Source organism: Kluyvera chengduensis (genome assembly GCF_044197065.1).
GTDB classification, from domain to species: Bacteria; Pseudomonadota; Gammaproteobacteria; order Enterobacterales; family Enterobacteriaceae; genus Kluyvera; species Kluyvera ascorbata_C.
On the sequence record NZ_JBIQOI010000002.1, the window covers coordinates 1,001,679 to 1,018,125 of the forward strand.

14 protein-coding genes and 7 tRNA genes are annotated in these 16,447 nt (G+C 53.6%); 16 read left to right on the forward strand and 5 right to left on the reverse strand.

Annotation, left to right across the window (positions count from 1 at the left end):
- The first annotated feature begins 13 nt into the window (after nt 1–13).
- The 8 genes from nagA to asnB all read left to right on the forward strand — a co-directional run bounded on the left by nagA (nt 14) and on the right by asnB (nt 10,981).
- Entirely contained in the window at nt 14–1,162 is a 1,149-nt protein-coding gene (gene nagA / locus ACH1XZ_RS10340) for an N-acetylglucosamine-6-phosphate deacetylase (protein ID WP_395595456.1), read from the forward strand.
- A gap of 8 nt (nt 1,163–1,170) precedes the next feature.
- Complete coding sequence (nagC, locus tag ACH1XZ_RS10345) at nt 1,171–2,391, forward strand: DNA-binding transcriptional regulator NagC (RefSeq protein WP_035892684.1); 1,221 nt, start codon at nt 1,171–1,173, stop codon at nt 2,389–2,391.
- A gap of 68 nt (nt 2,392–2,459) precedes the next feature.
- A complete protein-coding gene (locus ACH1XZ_RS10350) occupies nt 2,460–3,212 on the forward strand; it encodes an HAD-IIA family hydrolase (protein WP_106924677.1) in 753 nt (250 codons plus the stop codon).
- A 617-nt stretch (nt 3,213–3,829) separates the two neighbouring features.
- Entirely contained in the window at nt 3,830–5,518 is a 1,689-nt protein-coding gene (locus ACH1XZ_RS10355) for an alpha-glucuronidase (protein WP_395595457.1), read from the forward strand.
- 83 nt (nt 5,519–5,601) lie between these two features.
- The gene (locus ACH1XZ_RS10360) at nt 5,602–7,071 is read left to right on the forward strand and encodes an MFS transporter (protein ID WP_395595458.1); all 1,470 of its coding nucleotides are present in this window, start codon (nt 5,602–5,604) and stop codon (nt 7,069–7,071) included.
- A gap of 68 nt (nt 7,072–7,139) precedes the next feature.
- Nucleotides 7,140–7,844, forward strand: coding sequence for an oligogalacturonate-specific porin KdgM family protein (locus ACH1XZ_RS10365; RefSeq protein ID WP_395595459.1), 705 nt, complete (start codon nt 7,140–7,142; stop codon nt 7,842–7,844).
- 280 nt (nt 7,845–8,124) lie between these two features.
- Nucleotides 8,125–9,033, forward strand: coding sequence for an amidohydrolase family protein (locus tag ACH1XZ_RS10370; protein WP_395595460.1), 909 nt, complete (start codon nt 8,125–8,127; stop codon nt 9,031–9,033).
- Nucleotides 9,034–9,316: 283 nt separating this feature from the next.
- Nucleotides 9,317–10,981, forward strand: a complete 1,665-nt coding sequence (gene asnB / locus ACH1XZ_RS10375) for an asparagine synthase B (RefSeq protein ID WP_395595461.1) — start codon at nt 9,317–9,319, stop codon at nt 10,979–10,981.
- 164 nt (nt 10,982–11,145) lie between these two features.
- Here the strand turns inward: asnB and ACH1XZ_RS10380 are convergent, their stop codons facing one another.
- The 5 genes from ACH1XZ_RS10380 to ACH1XZ_RS10400 are packed head-to-tail and all read right to left on the reverse strand — an operon-like array spanning nt 11,146 to nt 14,855.
- Complete coding sequence (locus ACH1XZ_RS10380) at nt 11,146–13,230, reverse strand: heavy metal translocating P-type ATPase (RefSeq protein WP_395595462.1); 2,085 nt, start codon at nt 13,228–13,230, stop codon at nt 11,146–11,148.
- Nucleotides 13,227–13,529 (reverse strand): YtxH domain-containing protein, encoded by a 303-nt coding sequence (locus ACH1XZ_RS10385; protein WP_395595463.1) that lies wholly within the window; start codon nt 13,527–13,529, stop codon nt 13,227–13,229. Before ACH1XZ_RS10385 ends, ACH1XZ_RS10380 begins: the two co-directional genes overlap by 4 nt.
- Nucleotides 13,516–13,827, reverse strand: a complete 312-nt coding sequence (locus ACH1XZ_RS10390; RefSeq protein WP_123650119.1) for a hypothetical protein — start codon at nt 13,825–13,827, stop codon at nt 13,516–13,518. Before ACH1XZ_RS10390 ends, ACH1XZ_RS10385 begins: the two co-directional genes overlap by 14 nt.
- The gene (locus ACH1XZ_RS10395; protein ID WP_395595464.1) at nt 13,811–14,509 is read right to left on the reverse strand and encodes a hypothetical protein; all 699 of its coding nucleotides are present in this window, start codon (nt 14,507–14,509) and stop codon (nt 13,811–13,813) included. Before ACH1XZ_RS10395 ends, ACH1XZ_RS10390 begins: the two co-directional genes overlap by 17 nt.
- 19 nt (nt 14,510–14,528) lie before the next feature.
- On the reverse strand, nt 14,529–14,855 hold the full coding sequence (locus ACH1XZ_RS10400) for an HMA2 domain-containing protein (RefSeq protein WP_395595465.1): 327 nt from the start codon (nt 14,853–14,855) through the stop codon (nt 14,529–14,531).
- A 206-nt stretch (nt 14,856–15,061) separates the two neighbouring features.
- Here ACH1XZ_RS10400 and ACH1XZ_RS10405 point away from each other — a divergent pair, with 206 nt between their 5' ends.
- From ACH1XZ_RS10405 to ACH1XZ_RS10440, 8 genes are all read left to right on the forward strand, one after another.
- Nucleotides 15,062–15,427 carry a hypothetical protein gene (locus tag ACH1XZ_RS10405; protein WP_035892675.1) on the forward strand — a complete coding sequence of 122 codons (366 nt, stop codon included), beginning with the start codon at nt 15,062–15,064 and terminating at the stop codon, nt 15,425–15,427.
- Nucleotides 15,428–15,627: 200 nt separating this feature from the next.
- Nucleotides 15,628–15,704 (forward strand) — tRNA-Met (locus tag ACH1XZ_RS10410).
- A 9-nt stretch (nt 15,705–15,713) separates the two neighbouring features.
- A tRNA-Leu gene (locus tag ACH1XZ_RS10415) sits at nt 15,714–15,798 on the forward strand.
- Nucleotides 15,799–15,821: 23 nt separating this feature from the next.
- Nucleotides 15,822–15,896, forward strand: a tRNA-Gln gene (locus ACH1XZ_RS10420).
- 37 nt (nt 15,897–15,933) lie between these two features.
- A tRNA-Gln gene (locus ACH1XZ_RS10425) sits at nt 15,934–16,008 on the forward strand.
- Nucleotides 16,009–16,028: 20 nt separating this feature from the next.
- A tRNA-Met gene (locus ACH1XZ_RS10430) sits at nt 16,029–16,105 on the forward strand.
- 45 nt (nt 16,106–16,150) lie between these two features.
- Nucleotides 16,151–16,225: transfer RNA gene (locus ACH1XZ_RS10435), tRNA-Gln, on the forward strand.
- Between the two features lie 37 nt (nt 16,226–16,262).
- A tRNA-Gln gene (locus ACH1XZ_RS10440) sits at nt 16,263–16,337 on the forward strand.
- The last annotated feature ends 110 nt before the right edge of the window (nt 16,338–16,447 follow it).

Consider the following 16,447-nt stretch of genomic DNA (forward strand, 5'->3'; position numbering starts at 1 on the left):
ACCGGGGGTCGTAATGTATGCATTAACCCATGGCCGAATTTATACCGGCCACGAAATTCTGGATGACCATGCGATTATCGTCGCCAATGGCCTTATTGAACGTATTTGCCCACTGGCCGATGTACCAGCGAACGTCGAACAGCGTTCCGTTAATGGCGCCATTCTCGCCCCTGGTTTTATCGACGTTCAGCTTAACGGCTGCGGCGGCGTACAGTTCAACGACACCGCCGAAGCGGTCACCGTTGAAACGCTGGAAATCATGCAGAAAGCCAACGAGAAATCGGGCTGCACCAACTATCTGCCTACGCTCATCACCACCAGCGACGACCTGATGAAACAGGGTATCCGCGTGATGCGTGAATATCTGGCTAAGCACCCTAACCAGGCGCTGGGTCTGCACCTTGAAGGCCCATGGCTGAATCTGGTGAAAAAAGGCACTCACAACCCAGGCTTCGTGCGTAAACCCGACGCTGAACTGGTGAAGTTCCTCTGCGATAATGCGGACGTCATCACCAAAGTGACCCTGGCTCCAGAGATGGTCGCACCGGAAGTCATCACCGCGCTGGCAAACGCAGGCATCGTTGTTTCTGCGGGCCACTCCAACGCCACCGCGCAAGAAGCACGCGTCGGTTTCCGCGCAGGTATCACCTTCGCGACACACCTGTTTAACGCGATGCCTTATATGTCTGGTCGTGAGCCGGGCCTGACCGGTGCTATCCTCGATGCAAACGAAATCTACTGCGGCATCATTGCTGATGGCCTGCACGTGGACTACATCAATATTCGTAACGCCAAGCGCCTGAAAGGCGATAAGCTGTGCCTGGTAACCGATGCCACCGCACCGGCAGGTGCCGATATTGATCAGTTCATTTTTGCTGGTAAAACAATATACTACCGCAATGGACTCTGTGTTGATGAAAACGGTACATTGAGCGGTTCCTCGCTGACCATGATCGAAGGCGTTCGCAATCTGGTGGAACATGCCAATATTGCGCTGGACGAAGTGCTGCGCATGGCAACGCTCTACCCTGCTCGCGCCATTGGCGTTGAAAAACGTCTTGGCAGCATTGCACCGGGCAAGGTCGCGAACCTGACCGCATTCACGCACGACTTTAAAATCATCAAGACCATCGTTAATGGCAACGAGGTCGTTACTGAGTAAGAGAAAGTATGACATCAGGCGGACAAGCTCAAATTGGTAATGTTGACCTCGTAAAACAGCTTAACAGCGCGGCCGTTTACCGCCTGATTGACCAGCACGGGCCAATCTCGCGTATTCAAATTGCCGAGCAGAGCCAGCTTGCTCCCGCCAGCGTGACCAAAATCACGCGTCAGCTTATTGAGCGCGGATTGATCAAAGAAGTCGATCAGCAGGCCTCCACCGGGGGCCGCCGCGCTATCTCTATCATCACTGAAACCCGCAATTTCCACGCCATTGGCGTTCGCCTTGGCCGTCACGACACGACCCTCACGCTGTACGATCTGAGCAGTAAAGCAGTTGCTGAAGAGCACTATCCGCTGCCTGAGCGCACCCAGGAAACGCTGGAACATGCCCTGCTCAACACCATCGGCACTTTTATTGAATCGTGCCAGCGTAAAATTCGTGAGTTGATTGCTATTTCAGTGATTCTGCCTGGACTGGTTGACCCTGAAAGCGGCGTTATTCGCTATATGCCGCACATCCCGGTGGAAAACTGGCGTCTGGTTGAAGCGCTGGAAAAACGCTTTAAAGTGACCTGTTTTGTGGGTCACGATATCCGCAGCCTGGCGCTGGCCGAGCACTACTTTGGTGCAAGCCAGGACTGTGAAGACTCTATTCTGGTGCGTGTGCATCGCGGCACCGGCGCAGGCATTATCTCCAACGGACGCATTTTTATTGGCCGCAACGGCAACGTCGGTGAGATTGGTCATATTCAGGTTGATCCGCTCGGCGAGCGCTGCCACTGCGGTAACTTTGGCTGTCTGGAAACCGTGGCCGCCAATGCCGCCATTGAGCAACGCGTACGCCATCTGCTGGAGCAGGGCTACCAAAGCCGCGTGACGCTCGACGATTGCCACATCAAAACCATCTGCAAAGCTGCCAACAAAGGTGACGCGCTGGCAACCGAAGTGATTGAGCATGTAGGCCGTCATCTCGGTAAAACCATCGCTATTGCCATTAACCTGTTTAACCCGCAGAAAGTGGTGATTGCTGGCGAAATCATCGAGGCCGACCGCGTCCTGTTGCCCGCCATTGAAGGTTGCATCAACACGCAGGTTTTAAAGGCTTTTCGCAAGAATTTACCGGTGGTACGTTCGACCCTCGACCACCGCTCCGCGATTGGCGCATTTGCGCTGGTCAAGCGCGCGATGCTCAACGGTATCCTGCTACAACATTTGTTGGAAGGTTAGTCCTGAGAGGCAACGCCGGGGATAACGTGTATAATTACGCCTCTTTAAAAACAAACGCCAGGTAGTCCATGACCATTCAGAATGTAATCTGTGATATTGACGGCGTGCTGATGCACGACAACGTTGCCGTGCCAGGCGCGGCAGAATTCGTCGCACGCGTACTGGATAAAGGTATGCCGTTTCTCTGTCTGACCAACTACCCTTCACAGACGGGTCAGGATTTGGCGAACCGCTTCGCCACCGCAGGCATCGACGTGCCTGACAGCGTGTTTTATACCTCCGCCATGGCCACCGCCGATTTCCTACGCCGCCAGGAAGGGAAAAAAGCGTACGTAGTCGGCGAAGGGGCATTGATCCACGAACTCTATAAAGCCGGATTCACCATTACCGACGTCAACCCGGACTTCGTTATCGTGGGTGAAACGCGCTCCTTTAACTGGGAAATGATGCACAAGGCGGCATTCTTCGTGGCCAATGGCGCACGTTTCATCGCCACGAACCCAGACACCCATGGCCGCGGCTATTACCCAGCCTGTGGCGCGCTGTGTGCCGGTATCGAAAAGATCTCTGGCCGTAAGCCGTTTGTCGTTGGCAAGCCAAGCCCGTGGATCATCCGCGCCGCCCTTAACAAAATGCAGGCACACTCAGAGCAGACGGTAATCGTCGGCGATAATCTTCGCACCGATATTCTGGCCGGCTTCCAGGCAGGTCTGGAGACGATTCTGGTTCTCTCTGGCGTCTCTACCGTTGATGACATCGATAATATGCCGTTCCGTCCATCGTGGATTTACCCGTCCGTTGCGGAAATCGACATTATCTAAATATCATGTTCACCAAAGGTGAATGAATGTCGCCCTTTGCTATATTCATTCACCCCTTCAATTAGTAACTTCGAAACTATTTATCTTCCCCCCCCTTCCTCACTTCGCCCACACGCCTTATATACCATTGGCCGCAATTCATTCACCCAGCAGCGGTTAAAAATGTGATCCACCGAGTAAAAAGGAATTCTCGTAAACCCACTGTCTATTTTTATAATAGATTTATTGTCTGGCGCTAATTACCCTCACTTTCAATACTTGTATGGTACTAATAAGGGTCAATAATGAACGCCAGTTTTAACGGAAATACATCCGGTCATGTTGCAGATTGTTGGTTACCTTCCAGCCTCAATGGAACCTGGCTTATACGCTATTTACGCGCGGTCCATATTCCACAAGAAGACAATGTTATCCGCGAAACATTGCTAAGTGAGATCAAGCAATTAGCTGATTCCCCCTTGACAATAACATCTGCAGAAAATGCCTCTTTACGATTTACCCTTCTGCCTTTGTCGAATAATGATTCCGTTAATGGGGAATATTTTATTGCTCAGGACAGCCATTCCATCACTATTACTGCCTGTGATTGGCAGGGATTCCTCTACGCCTGGTTTGAGTTGTTACGAAATAGCGCTCTTCCTGAAAATGTTATTACGGCGAAAAAACAAAAGCCAGCCTTTGCTATCCGCATGATTAACCACTGGGATAATATGGACGGCTCTATTGAACGGGGCTACGCTGGGCGTTCACTGTTCTTTGCCGATAATAAAATTTCTTATGATGCCGCGCGGATACACCGGTACGCACGACTGCTGGCGAGCGTGGGCATTAATGCGCTCACCATCAATAACGTCAACGTGCATCATCACGAAACAGCATTGATAGACGATAACCTTCTGCCAGAAGTCACTCATCTTGCGGCTATTTTCCGCCAGTATGCCATCCAGCTTTTTCTGAGCGTTAATTTTGCCGCGCCGATAGAAACCGGCGATTTAACCACCGCCGACCCCTTCGACCCGGAAGTTATCACCTGGTGGGAGCAACGGGCGGCGTCAATTTATCAACATATTCCTGATTTTGGCGGCTTCGTGGTCAAAGCGGATTCGGAACACCGTCCCGGCCCGTTTACCTATCAGCGTACGCACGCCGATGGTGCCAATATGCTGGCTCGCGCGTTGAAAAAACATGGCGGGCTGCTGTACTGGCGCTGTTTTGTCTATAACTGCCAGCAGAAATGGTACGACCGTAGCACCGATCGGGCAAAAGCGGCCTGGGACCACTTCTCTGCGCTTGATGGACAGTTTGACGACAATGTGATCCTGCAGATTAAAAACGGGCCGATGGATTTTCAGGTGCGGGAGCCGGTATCGCCGCTGCTTGGAGCTATGCCTGGCACCAATAAGGTGATGGAGCTACAGATAACGCAAGAGTACACCGGTCAGCAGATAGACCTCTGCTGGCTGGTGCCGCAGTGGAAAGCCATTCTGAACTTTGACACTCAGCCCGGAAGCCACGACGCGCTTATCCGCGATATTCTCGCCGGACACTGTCAACATCACCGGATGCGTCATAGCGGGGTAACCGCCGTGGTGAACGTCGGCGACCACCCCTTCTGGACCGGGCACCCGCTGGCACAGGCAAATTTATACGGTTATGGACGCCTGCTGTGGGACCCTGAAGTTGATGAACGCGAGCTTGCCGAAGAGTGGTGCAAATTGACGCTTTCCACTGACCCCAAAACCGTTGCCACGGTTAGCCAGATGCTGCTCAGCAGTTGGCAGGTTTATGAAAACTATACCGCCCCGCTCGGCGTCGGCTGGATGGTACAGCCTCATCATCACTACGGTCCGTCAATCGATGGCTACGAATATGACAGTTGGGGAACTTACCACTATGCCAACCGCTTCGGCCTGGGCGTTGACCGCACTCAGGGCAGCGGTACGGGTTACGTTAAGCAGTATCACCCTCTCAATTGCCAGATGTACAACAACCCCAACCGCTGCCCTCAGGAGCTGCTGCTGTTTTTCCATCACCTGAAATATCGTCACGTGCTGCCTTCAGGTAAGACCGTTATCCAGCATATTTACGATAGCCATTTTAACGGCGTTAATCAGGTCCAGGATTTTATCCAGCAGTGGGATGCGTTAGCGGTAGACAGCCATATTCCCAAATGTCTTTTCGATGAAGTAAAAATCCGTCTTAGCAAACAGCTTAATAATGCCGAAGCCTGGCGAGACCAGGTGAATACCTACTTTTACCGTAAATCAGGAATTAAGGATTCTCGTAACAGAAACATTTACCCCTAACCAATAAAAAACAAAACTGGCGTTCATTTGCTCGCCAGTTTTCTGATTACCTCACTGATATGGTGTATTTCTGGAGATACCCTATGAGCACCCCTATACCTATTAAACTTAGAACCTATATCGGTTATGGTATGACCGATCTTTTTTCCAGCGGTGCATTTGCCATTATTGCCGCCTGGTTAATGTATTTTTTTACCAACTTCTCGGGACTTACGCCAATTGAAGCGGGGTCGATCCTTTTTATTGCCAAAATTATTGATACCTTTGTCAGCCCCTGCGTAGGCTACCTGACCGATAATATTGGCAATACCCGACTTGGCCGCAAGTTTGGCCGTCGCCGCCTGTTTTTATTATTAGGCGCCGTGCTGGTCTACATCTATTCTCTGCTGTGGATCCCCGGGATGCCCTATTTCTACTATCTAGTCGTCTATATTTCCGTAGAAATCGTCGCAGCCCTGGTCATCATCCCCTGGGAAACGCTGGCCTCAGAGATGACCGACGATTACAAGCAGCGCAGCATTCTCTCCGCAATGCGTCTGTTTTACGGCGGTTTTAGCACCTGGCTTGCTACCTTCCTCCCCGGCAGGCTGTTTGCCCATTTCGGCACTTCCGACAGCAAGGTCTTCTTCATCAATGGCGTCATATTCTCCATTATCTTTATGGTCGCGCTGCTGGTCACCTGGTCCACAACCTGGGAGCGTAAGCAGGAAACCGTAGAGGAAGCCCCCAAACGGCGCGGGTTCAACATCAAGCATATCTTCACCGATATGGCTTCCACGCTGCGCGTCCGTTGTTTCCGCCAGCACCTGACGATGTACGTGCTGTCGTTTACCTCGCTCGATCTGTTTTACACCGTCTTTATCTACTTCATTATCTACTCGCTTAACAGCACCGCCGTCATGGCCTCAAACCTGCTCGCGGTAGGCATTTTCCTGACCGGCTGGAGCAACGCGCTGATGGCGTGGATGGTGATCCGCTATGGGCAGACATGGTGCCTGAGGATCTGCCTGACCATCAGCATGCTGTGCTTCTTTGTGTTCGCCGGGTTCTATTTCTGGAAGCCGCTGCTGATGCTGCCCATCATGTACGCCACCTCGCTGGTCTATCAATTCTTTAAGGGCGGCTACGTCTATATCATCTGGAATATTTATCCGTTTATTCCCGATGTCGATGAACTGGTGACTCGCCAGCGCCGTGAAGGCGTCTTTGCCGGCGTGATGACGCTCGCCCGCAAAAGTACCTCTGCGCTCGCCGGTATGTTGATTGGGATCGTTTTACAGTTCGTGCATTTTGATGCCGCCAGCACAACCCAGTCAGCCACCACTATTCAGGGGATTACCTGTCTATTCTTCTTTGGCAACGTCATCCTGCTATTGCTCAGTACGATCATTGCCTTCCGCTTTAAGCTCTCGAAAGAAAACCATCAGATTGTCAAAAACGAAATTGCTCGACTGAAAAATGGAGGCTCATTAGCCGAGACGGATCCCGAAACAAAATCCGTGCTCCACACATTAACCGGCGTTCCACACGAAAAACTATGGCCTGAGAAATAACAATAACGCTTCTTACCCGAATTAAGCCGTATCGGAAATATAATTCAAATTAATAATGGATGAATCAAATGAATAAAATCTCCTGGTTATCAGCAGCCATGGGCTTAGCCCTTGTCAGCACGTCCGTCTCGGCAATGACGATTACAGACTCCTGGGTAAACTTCCGTGAAGCCTATATGTCGGGCAGCGAACAGTTTCAAACAAAAATGGAATACGGCATGAAGCTGGATAACGATCTCTATTTCAGTATCCAGAATACCTCCGGGCAGGGTAAGTATTTTGACGAGTTTAATAACCGCTACAACGAGATTGAAAGTAATTACAAAATCCCCCTCGCTTCAAGGCTCTTCTTCTGGCCGGGCTTTGTCTTTAACTGGGGATCAAACGGCAGTGCTTTTGACCCCTATGTGAAGCTTGGCGTACAGGTTACCGATAATTTTATGCTGATCGCGGGCTATCGCTATAACCAGAACAACTATCAAAGCTTTGACTATAACGGCGACTACACGGAAGATTCCAACCAGGAAGTGAATATCTGGGCCGACCTGAACGTCACCGATCGTATCTGGATGGAGTACAACTTTACCTATCACAAACGCGACGAGGACTACCGCTACGGCAACGGCTCCACAGAAAACTATGAGCACACCGTCGCGCTGAGCTATAAAATTGACGACCATTTCACGCCTTATATTGATGTCGCGTATCTCGATAAAGCCAGTAACGGCGATGACGAGAATCGAGTGCGTGTCGGCGTGTATTACCACTTCTAAAGAGAGAGAGACATGCTTCCGGCAATAATGCTGCCCGCCGGAAGCATCATTATGTAATACCCCTTCTCGAAACAAATACGAAATGCATTTTGCCGGGAGAGATCACAGTACCTTGTTCGCAGCACCAATATCGCACAACCTTTCCTGGGCATTAGCCTGAGTCGCCCTGCCGATGCGCGTTTTATAGTATCTCGTCAGTTCACGCATCCGTCCGTTCACCCTTTATCACAACCTTCTCTGACGCTCTCAGGGCTACCAACGGCTGATGCAAGGAGAACCCATGCTTAGCCGTCGTCAATTTCTTACCGCCAGCGCCGCGCTACCGCTTGCCTGCGCGCTGCGCCCGGCGTTTGCCGCTCTGCCCTCACCGTACATGATCGACTCCCACGTGCACGTCTGGAAAACCGACCCGCGCTACCCTTACGCGAAAGACCGTAAAGCGCCGCCTCAAGATTTCACCGCCGAAATGTTGCTCTCGCTGATGGCCGCGAACGGCGTCGCTCGTACGGTGATCGTACAGGTCATTCACTACCGTTGGGATAACCGCTATCTGGCCGACGTTCTACGGCAGTATCCAGATAAATTCCAGGGTATCTGCCGGGTTAATCCGGAAGACCCGGCGGCGCCGGAGCATCTGGCCCGTTTAACGCACGAAGACGGCTTTCGCGGGGTGCGTTTGAGTCCCTCGGGGAAAGGCGACGGCGACTGGATTCGCGGGCCGTTGATGAAGCCATTGTGGCGTCAGGCGGCTGACCTTAAGGTTCCGATGACCATTCTGGCACCGCCCAGCCGCATGCCGGATCTGATCCCGTGGATCGAGCAGAACCCCGATCTTATCGTCGTTATCGATCATATGGCCGACTCGCCGCTTCATCAGCCGGAAGAACTGAATAAACTGCTGGCGCTGGCGCGTTATCCGCACGTGTACGTGAAAATTTCACACATGTGGTCGCTTTCTCAGCAGGCGTACCCGTATCCAGACGCCGCGCAGCAGGTGAAACAGGTGTTCGATGCCTTTGGCCCGCAGCGGCTGATGTGGGGGACCGACTGGCCTATCTGTCTGGATAAACTGAGCTATGCCGAGGCGGTGGCGCTGTACCGCGACCATATGACGTGGCTATCGCCACAGGACCACCAGCAAATTCTCTACAAAACGGTACAGGACATCTGGCCGTTTGGCGTTGCCTGACCGCTAACCTCGCCGGGCGATCTGCGCAGATGCAACATCACCCGGCCAGTTATAAAATAGAATCTTCAAAAAATAACGCTTAAAAATGACGATTCATCAATAATAGAAGAATACACATACGTATTTTTTAGTATTCACTAACTCCTGTTGCATTATTTCTTTCAGAGGCTGAAAAAGCCTTGCGCCCGCTCGCCCTTTGCGGCATTTTTTTAGTCATGCAAAGACGCTGCGACAGCACAGCGCCGCACTATTTCACAGCACAACAGGGTTAACGGAGAAGTCTATGTGTTCTATTTTCGGTGTACTGGATATTAAAACTGATGCGGTCGAGCTGCGTAAAAAGGCGCTTGAGCTCTCCCGCCTGATGCGCCACCGTGGCCCAGACTGGTCTGGGATCTACGCCAGCGATAAAGCGATTCTCGCGCATGAACGCTTGTCGATTGTTGACGTCAACGCCGGTGCTCAGCCGCTGTATAACGAAAAGAAAACGCACGCTCTGGCCGTCAACGGTGAAATCTATAACCATCAGGCGCTGCGCGCAGAATACGGCGACCGCTACCAATTCCAGACCGGTTCTGACTGCGAAGTTATCCTCGCGCTGTATCAGGAAAAAGGTCCTGAATTCCTCGACGACCTGCAGGGCATGTTCGCCTTCGCGCTGTACGACAGCGAAAAAGACGCCTACCTGATTGGCCGTGACCATATCGGTATTATCCCGCTGTACATGGGCCATGACGAATTCGGCAACTTCTACGTTGCCTCCGAAATGAAGGCGCTGACCCCGGTTTGCCGCACCATTCAGGAATTCCCAGCCGGGAGCTACCTGTGGAGCAAAGACGGTGAAATCCGCCAGTACTATCAGCGTGATTGGTTCGACTATGATGCGGTTAAAGACAACGTGACCGACAAGAACGAACTGCGCCAGGCCCTGGAAGAGTCGGTAAAAAGCCACCTGATGTCTGACGTACCTTACGGCGTGCTGCTCTCCGGCGGTCTGGATTCGTCGGTTATCTCAGCTATCACCAAGAAATTCGCCGCACGCCGCGTTGAAGATCAGGAACGCTCAGAAGCCTGGTGGCCACAGCTGCACTCCTTCGCCGTTGGCCTGGAAGGTTCTCCTGACCTGAAAGCCGCGCAGGAAGTAGCAAACCACCTGGGTACCGTGCACCATGAAATTCACTTCACCGTGCAGGAAGGTCTGGATGCGATTCGCGACGTGATTTATCACATCGAAACCTACGATGTGACCACCATTCGCGCCTCTACGCCGATGTACCTGATGTCGCGTAAAATCAAAGCGATGGGCATCAAAATGGTCTTATCCGGTGAAGGTTCTGATGAAGTGTTTGGCGGCTACCTGTACTTCCACAAAGCGCCAAACGCCAAAGAGCTGCACGAAGAGACCGTGCGTAAACTGCAGGCGCTGCACATGTACGACTGCGCCCGTGCCAACAAAGCGATGTCCGCCTGGGGCGTGGAAGCGCGTGTACCGTTCCTGGATAAAAAATTCCTCGACGTGGCGATGCGCATCAACCCGCAGGACAAAATGTGCGGCAACGGCAAGATGGAAAAACACGTGCTGCGTGAGTGCTTCGAATCTTACCTGCCAGCAAGCGTAGCATGGCGCCAGAAAGAGCAGTTCTCCGACGGCGTAGGCTATAGCTGGATTGATACGCTGAAAGAAGTGGCGGCAAAACAGGTGACCAGTCAGCAACTGGAAACCGCGCACTTCCGCTTCCCGTACAACACGCCAACGTCTAAAGAAGGCTATCTGTACCGTGAAATCTTTGAAGAGCTGTTCCCGGTGCCAAGCGCTGCGGAATGCGTCCCTGGCGGCCCGTCCGTTGCATGCTCTTCCGCGAAAGCGATTGAGTGGGATGAAGCGTTCAAAACCATGGACGACCCGTCTGGCCGTGCAGTAGGCGTGCACCAGTCTGCTTACAAGTAAGTGTGGTCGTGAGATAGAAAAAAGCCCCTGATAGTGACATCGGGGGCTTTTTGTTTTGGCTCGGTGCGGATGGTTCCCCTCACCCCGGCCCTCTCCCCAAAGGGGCGAGGGAGAAAACCAGCGGTCCCCTCTCCCTCTGGGAGAGGGTTAGGGTGAGGGGAAAACTACTCCCCACGCCCCTTCTTCGCCGCCAGCGATCGCAGCAGCACGCCCAGCGTCGTCCCATTATGCAACATGGCACTCGCCCCCGGCGTCAACCACCCCAGCGCCGCCGCCAGCATAATGGCGCTGTTCACCCACTCGGTCAGCTTGATATTGCTGTTCACCAGCTTCATCGCCTCCAGCGAGAGTTGACGCGCAGTGATAACGCCATACAAGCTGTCCTGCAACAGCACGGCATCCGCCGCCTGCTGCGCCAGTTCGGTACTCTGGTTCATGGCGAGGCCAACGTCCGCCTGCGTCAGCACCGGCGCATCGTTGATACCATCACCCACGAACATCACCTTATGCCCCGCCTCCTGCAACGCTTTCACCACCTCGACTTTACTCTCCGGCGTGGCTTCGGCAACGTAGCGGTCAATGCCTACGCGCTCCGCAAGCTGGCACGCTTTCTCAGCGCGATCGCCGGTCAGCAAGACCACCTGACGAATGCCGGATGCTTTAAGCTGCTCAATCACCTCAGACGCTTCATCGCGCAGATGATCCTGTAGGCCTATCATCCCCACCAGTTGATTATCAAAGCCGATAAACAGCAGATGCCGTCCCTGCGCCGCCAGTTCATTAATCTCCGCTTCATACGGCGTGAAATCGATGTCGTAGTGACAATCCAGGAAGTGGCGGCTGCCAATCACCAGTTGATGCTCTTCCAGCGCGCAAAGCAGACCGTGAGCGATGACATACTCCACCTCGCCGTGGGCAATATGCGGTAGCTCGTGGTGTTCTGCCGCCGCCACGACCGCATGGGCCAGCGGGTGGTTACTGTGCTCTTCCACCGAAGCCGCAATCGCCAGCAGACGTTTGGCCTGTACCAGTTGATCATTGAAACTGATGACATCCGTCACCTGCATCTCGTCGTGAGTCAGGGTGCCGGTTTTATCGAACACCACCGTATCGACGTCCGCCAGCTTCTCAATCGCTCGCCCGCCTTTTAGTAGCAGGCCGTTCTGCGCCGCCCGGTACATAATCGATTTAAAGGCGATTGGCGTACTGAGCTTCAGCGCGCAGGAGTAGTCGACAAGGAAGACAGAGGCCAGACGCTGCCAGCTACGGGTCATGGCAAACACCGCCGCGCCCACCCCAAGCGTGATGCCAACACGACGGTCGGCCATGGCCTGAGTGACCTGCTGGGTTTCACTGCGCTGGGTCAGCGAGTCACGGATAAAGCGGCGAATATGCGCCGTCGAGGAAGACTCCCCAACCTGCTCAGCGGTAATCGCCACGTTGCCGTCCTGGATCTGCGTGCCCGCATAAACCCAGGAGCCCGGTTCACGACGCACCGGCACGCTTTCCCCGGTCATCGACGCCTGGTTGACCTGAGCAATGCCGCGCAGCACCGTGCCATCGGCAGGGATATTATCCCCCGGACCGAGCAGCATCACGTCACCCGCCACCAGCTCGCCGCTGTTGATCTCCACGCTTTCGCCGTCGCGCTCAATCCATACCGGGTGCTCACGCGGCTGCATCAGATCGGCCAACAGCGCATCGGAGTGACGACTGGTCTCCTGCTCCATATATTCACCGAGCGTCAGCAGCGACTGCGTCAGCATGGCGGTACGGCTATCTCCGCGCAGCATCGACAGACTCAGCGCCAGCGCATCCAGCACTTCGACCTTCAACTGCCCCTGGCTGAGGGTATGCGCCCCTTCCAGGATAGTCGGAGCCGTCAATAGCGCCGCCGGCAGACGCGCCCAACGAGGCGGCAGCACCTGCGTTAGCGCCAACCCTGCGAGGTTGAGGAGGTTATCGCCGCCGCAGTATTCGGTTTCAAATTCGCTGTCTTCTGCCGTTTGCCAGTCCAGCGCGTCTACCGCTGCCATAATGGCGGCAAGTGAAGTTCGGGTGCGATCCCATTGGATCACCGCGCTGCGCGCCGAAGGACGAATGCGCACGCCGCTTACGCCGGGAAGCGTCAGGACCTGCTGTTTTAGCCATCCGGCGGCATTCGGATAGTCACCGAGCGCCGCGATACGCAGGCGCACACGTCCGGGGATCTGGTGAACGACGGTAACCCGTTCGCCTACCGCACTCACTCGATCTCATCCTTATTCTGGCTACGATAGTAGTCCAGTTCCGCCTGCAGGTCGGCAATGCGCTCTTTCATCTCTTCCATTTCGCCGCGCACGGTACCCCAGGCTTTACTCGCCGTATTGGTGATCCCCTGCTGTACGTTTCGGTTGGTCAGAAGGTAGGTAATTGCTGCACCAGCCACCAGCCCGGTTAACAGGTGGGTACGGCTGTTGCTTGCCGTTGGCACCTGCACCGGCATTGCTGCCGGATTACGCTCCCACGCGCCGGTCCACGGGTTGTACAAATATTCAGGCTGATTCATCGTTTCCTCGCTTAGCTATCGCATCCATAAGATAAAGAGAAGCGGCGCCCACCCCAATAAGGGTCAGCACGGACTGGAGCGGACGGGTCTTATTGGCATCCGCTATCGCCATCACCGTTCCGCTGATAAGGCTGGCCTTCGCCGTCGCCTTCATCACCGTACAAGCCGCTTCATTCAGCGTTTGTTCATTTTGCTGATAGCGCTGCCACTCACGTGCGCAGGCGGCGCTTCCCCCGACAAGCGCGCCGGCAATGGCGGCGCGGCCTACTCGGTTTTGTCTGTCACGGCTGTTGTTCATCCGCTACGCCCTCATCATCAAACGGCATTGCACCCGGTTGGCGATGGCGCTCTACGGACTCCTGAAAGCCCTCTTTACCCGCTTTCATGGTGTCGCGAAAGATAGCCGCGCTGGAGGTTGCCGTATCTTTGATGGCCTCAGAGCCATTCTTCACGCCGTCTTTGACTTTGCTGGAACCGGCTTTGAGCATGTCGCCTGCGCCCGCCAACGTTTGCATCAGCATGCCGCGCACGGAATCGTTGGTCAGCAGCAGCGTCACCGCCGCACCAACCATCGCCCCTTTCCAGAACTCTTTGTCGTCCATGCCAACGGTGCTGATAATATTTTTCAGCAGGCCGGCCTGGTCACCCATCGCGCCATCAACCACGTGCTGCGCATACTGGCTCCAGTCCACACCCTGGGGTGCCGCAGCGTGATGATGGTGATGATGCGGGTGAGCAAACTGCGGTGGTACCGCGCCCTGAGGTGCTGGCGGGAAGCCCATAGGCGGGAAACCCATCGCCATTTGCGGTGGCATCTGCATTTGCGGCTGAGGAGGCATTTGTGGCTGAGGAGGAACCTGCCCATTCTGCGGCCACGCCATTCCCTGCGGCATTGGCGGGTACGGATACCAAGGATAGCCGTATGGCGGATAGTAACCGGCCGGTGGAACTTGCTGTGCGTTGTTGTCATTGGTGCTCATGATGACGGTCCTTTTTCATTTAGTGAGAGGGGCTAAGAATGGCGGCCAGCTGCTCCAGCGCCTGCTGGGCCTGCTCACCATCCTGACCAAACAGCTGATTGAGGATGTGCGGGCGAATCGCGGCGGCATCGTACTCAAGGACGATAGAGCCGGTATCACTATTGATCTGATAACGCCGGAGGTACCCATCAGGAGAGCAATAAGCATCAAGCTGTTTTAGCTTCCCCTGGCTAAGGCTGGCTACAAGCTTGTTGGAAAACCGCAGGCGTAAGCGCCCGGGGATATGGTGTGCCACTTCAACAAAGCGGCGCAAAGTCAGTAAGTCGCCCAAGGATTCGGCAGGCATATCATTTAATACCCTGATATTTATAGGTGGTATAAATGAAATCACAGATAGAAAACGCCAGATAGCACTAATCGCCCTTCTCTTGCGATGCGTCAAAAGGGAGCGTGCGATTCTTTTTTGCGCTGCGTGCGGTGAAGGCTGGACATGGGTGGAATGCAAATATAAATTACTCTCATTACCACTATATAAGTAAAAATGAGGCGGCTATGACTCCTTACCTGCACCAGACTCCCAATCGCATCCGTATCCGCTCAAGCTGGATCCAGCGCCATCCGCACGAAGTTGAAAAGCTTATTGAGCAACTGCGCGCCCGCGACGGTATTAAAGAGGTGATCCACCGTTTATATGCCGGTTCCGTGGCAGTAAGCTTCGATCCCGCGCGTATTTCTGCCTCAACTCTGCTCAATGAGCTGGAACAGGCGCAATGGCTTAGCAGCCAGAAAGATAAAAGCTACATCGAGAACACCCTGCGCGTGGGTGCCAGTCATTTATTAAAAACGCTGGCTTTCGGCGCGCTTAAGCGTACTGTGGGTGGCCCGGTGGTTTCACTTGTTAGCGTATTAACGCGATAACCTTGCAATGAATCCGGATGTATTGAGCGCATGATTTAACGCGAAATAACCAATAATTGCCGAATAATGCGCCAGGCTGTTCACAACCCAACCAAACAGTCACATTCCGGTGAATTTCATTGAAAAAGGTGTTGACGGTATTGGGCTCAATACGCATAATGCGCCCCGCAACGCCGATAAGGTAACGCGAAAAAAAAGATGGCTACGTAGCTCAGTTGGTTAGAGCACATCACTCATAATGATGGGGTCACAGGTTCGAATCCCGTCGTAGCCACCATCTTTTTTTGCGGGAGTGGCGAAATTGGTAGACGCACCAGATTTAGGTTCTGGCGCCGCAAGGTGTGCGAGTTCAAGTCTCGCCTCCCGCACCATTCACCAATAAGCGTTGCACGGATGGGGTATCGCCAAGCGGTAAGGCACCGGTTTTTGATACCGGCATTCCCTGGTTCGAATCCAGGTACCCCAGCCATATTTTCTTCGATATTTGCGGATAGCCGCGACGGTATTGGGGTATCGCCAAGCGGTAAGGCACCGGTTTTTGATACCGGCATTCCCTGGTTCGAATCCAGGTACCCCAGCCATCGAAGAATATGTTAGTATCGGCTACGTAGCTCAGTTGGTTAGAGCACATCACTCATAATGATGGGGTCACAGGTTCGAATCCCGTCGTAGCCACCAAATTCAGAATCTATCGAGTTATCGATAAATTCGAAAAAAAATTGTTGGGGTATCGCCAAGCGGTAAGGCTCTGGTTTCTGATACCAGCATTCCGAGGTTCGAATCCTCGTACCCCAGCCATTTTCAAAAAGTCGTTCACTTTTGTGGACGCACCCGTTGGGGTATCGCCAAGCGGTAAGGCTCTGGTTTCTGATACCAGCATTCCGAGGTTCGAATCCTCGTACCCCAGCCATTTTCAAAAAGCTCGCTTCGGCGAGCTTTTTTTGTTTTTGTCCCTTTCTGAATATCGTAGGCCTGATAAGCGAAGCGCCATCAGGCACAGCGATACAAAATGCCGGATGG

What these genes read in the sequence shown, in the direction of transcription:
- nagA (WP_395595456.1), top strand. Translation starts at nt 14, where the DNA reads ATGTATGCATTAACCCATGGCCGAATTTATACCGGCCACGAAATTCTG.
- nagC (WP_035892684.1), top strand. Translation starts at nt 1,171, where the DNA reads ATGACATCAGGCGGACAAGCTCAAATTGGTAATGTTGACCTCGTAAAA.
- ACH1XZ_RS10350 (WP_106924677.1), top strand. Translation starts at nt 2,460, where the DNA reads ATGACCATTCAGAATGTAATCTGTGATATTGACGGCGTGCTGATGCAC.
- ACH1XZ_RS10360 (WP_395595458.1), top strand. Translation starts at nt 5,602, where the DNA reads ATGAGCACCCCTATACCTATTAAACTTAGAACCTATATCGGTTATGGT.
- ACH1XZ_RS10365 (WP_395595459.1), top strand. Translation starts at nt 7,140, where the DNA reads ATGAATAAAATCTCCTGGTTATCAGCAGCCATGGGCTTAGCCCTTGTC.
- ACH1XZ_RS10370 (WP_395595460.1), top strand. Translation starts at nt 8,125, where the DNA reads ATGCTTAGCCGTCGTCAATTTCTTACCGCCAGCGCCGCGCTACCGCTT.
- asnB (WP_395595461.1), top strand. Translation starts at nt 9,317, where the DNA reads ATGTGTTCTATTTTCGGTGTACTGGATATTAAAACTGATGCGGTCGAG.
- ACH1XZ_RS10385 (WP_395595463.1), bottom strand. Translation starts at nt 13,529, where the DNA reads ATGAATCAGCCTGAATATTTGTACAACCCGTGGACCGGCGCGTGGGAG.
- ACH1XZ_RS10390 (WP_123650119.1), bottom strand. Translation starts at nt 13,827, where the DNA reads ATGAACAACAGCCGTGACAGACAAAACCGAGTAGGCCGCGCCGCCATT.
- ACH1XZ_RS10395 (WP_395595464.1), bottom strand. Translation starts at nt 14,509, where the DNA reads ATGAGCACCAATGACAACAACGCACAGCAAGTTCCACCGGCCGGTTAC.
- ACH1XZ_RS10400 (WP_395595465.1), bottom strand. Translation starts at nt 14,855, where the DNA reads ATGCCTGCCGAATCCTTGGGCGACTTACTGACTTTGCGCCGCTTTGTT.
- ACH1XZ_RS10405 (WP_035892675.1), top strand. Translation starts at nt 15,062, where the DNA reads ATGACTCCTTACCTGCACCAGACTCCCAATCGCATCCGTATCCGCTCA.